Below are 1,792 nucleotides of genomic sequence, written 5' to 3'. Positions count from 1 at the left end.
GCACCGAGCACTTCGTCACCCACACGGAGTCGGGTGACGTTTTTACCGACCGCCTCGACGACGCCGGCGAAGTCGTAGCCCAACCCCCGCGGAAAGCTGCGGCCGGTAACCATCTTCATCTTGCCTTTTCGGATGCCGAAGTCCATCGGGTTGGCGGCGGCTGTTTTGCGTCTGACTTCGCGATAGAGATCGGTGTGTCGATCAGACGACATCCGACGGGTTCTCCGAGCTCTCTTGGAGGATCTGATCATGTCCGAAGCAAACTCTGGTGGCGACCGCTCGCACCGTCGCCCGAAGCGGTTCTTGAGCCCGTCGCAGAAGTACGAGATATGGCTGCAGCTGGTACGCCAGGAGGTGACGATCGCCGAGGCCGCCGCCAACCATCAGGTGGATCGCACGACGATCATGCGCATCCGCACGATCGCCAAGGAAGGTGCGCTGGCCGCGCTGGCGGCAGCCAAGCCAGGCGCGGCGGCCCGCCAACGCGACTACGAACTCGATGCCGCCAAGGCCGAGAACGCGCGGCTGTCCGAGGCACTCAAGGAGATGGCCGTGCGGCTGACGTTGGTCGAGGGAAAAGGGCGCTGGGGCTAAGTGGCCGAGTCCCACACCGTGTCGACGTGGCCACCAAGACGGCGCTGTTGGGCTTGCTCGACCAGGCGGTCGATGAAGGTTGGACACTGCGCCAGGCATGCCATGCGTTGGAGCTCGGCGAGCTGCGGGCACATCGCTGGATCGCTCGCCGAGCGATCGGCCAGCTGGTCGACAAGATCCCTGGTGGGTCGCCCATGCATGGGCTGCTCGACGAAGAAGTCAGCGAGATCTTGGCGTTGTTCGACCAGTGGGGCGAGACCGACCGCTCGCACCGCAAGCTTGCTCACCGCGGCTCTTATCTGGGCCGGGTATGGGTGTCACCGTCGAGTGTTCGTCGGGTCCTGTTCTTGGCGGACAAGCACTTTCGACCACTTCCCAAGCCTGGACGTTCTCAACGCAAGCCCTTCCCGGATTGGGTGGACTACAAGCCGAACTCGATCTGGATTTACGATACGACGCACTTCACCAGGGCGGGGATGGCAGTGTTGATCATTCAGGATTTGGTCTCGCGCAAGTGGATCACCGAGGTCGTCTCCGCTGAGGAAACCTCCACCCAGGTCGAGATCGGGTTCACCGACGCGCTCGACATCGAGGGACTCCTGCAGGCCGTTGAGCGACGCGCCGACGGCCTGGTCGATATCGGCATCGACGACCAGGCCCGGCCGATCCTGCTCGCGGTGTCCGATAACGGTCCCCAGATGACGTCGGGCTCGACGCGGGAGTTCATGGCCATGTCTGCGATCGCCCAGCACTTCGGACGCCCCGGAACGCCGACCGATCAAGCCTGGATCGAGAGTTTCAACGGGCACCTCAAGGCCGAGTTCCCGCACCTGCTCGCGATCGAGGACCCCGCCACCCTGCGCGCCGAACTTGCCGTCACCCGCCAATTCTGGAACGGAGTCCGGTTGCACGCCGGCATCGGCTATGTCACGCCCAACGACGAACACGAAGGACGAGGGGAGGCCATCCGCAAAGCACGCCAAGCCGGGCTCGAATCCGCCCGCAACCGCCGACTTGCCTGGCACCGCCAGCAAAGGCACACTCAACCCATACAGGATCCCGACGATGTTGTCTGATCAAACGCGAATGTCTATCGCAAAGTCAGAAACACCTCACACCGTCACGATGTTCGGGTGGTCCAGCGCCGCGGTCGTCACAGCCTCTCTGCGGAAGGCGTCGCGGGCGGCAGCGCTGTCGG

General features: G+C 63.8%; 3 protein-coding genes. 2 read left to right on the top strand and 1 reads right to left on the bottom strand.

Annotated elements, in window-relative coordinates:
• Positions 1 to 212, bottom strand: a 212-nt coding sequence (locus AC2VOG_RS19285; RefSeq protein ID WP_486941432.1) for an alcohol dehydrogenase catalytic domain-containing protein, incomplete at its 3' end; no start/stop codon positions are given.
• Positions 213 to 249: 37 nt separating this feature from the next.
• On the opposite strand from AC2VOG_RS19285, the gene AC2VOG_RS19280 reads away from it, so the two are divergent.
• On the top strand, positions 250 to 594 hold the full coding sequence (locus AC2VOG_RS19280) for a helix-turn-helix domain-containing protein (protein WP_369738284.1): 345 nt from the start codon (positions 250 to 252) through the stop codon (positions 592 to 594).
• 26 nt (positions 595 to 620) lie between these two features.
• Positions 621 to 1,670, top strand: a complete 1,050-nt coding sequence (locus tag AC2VOG_RS19275) for an integrase core domain-containing protein (RefSeq protein WP_369738131.1) — start codon at positions 621 to 623, stop codon at positions 1,668 to 1,670.
• Positions 1,671 to 1,792: the final 122 nt, after the last annotated feature.

Source organism: Mycobacterium sp. TH-M11, assembly GCF_057473725.1.
This window is presented reverse-complemented; position numbering and strand designations above follow the sequence as displayed.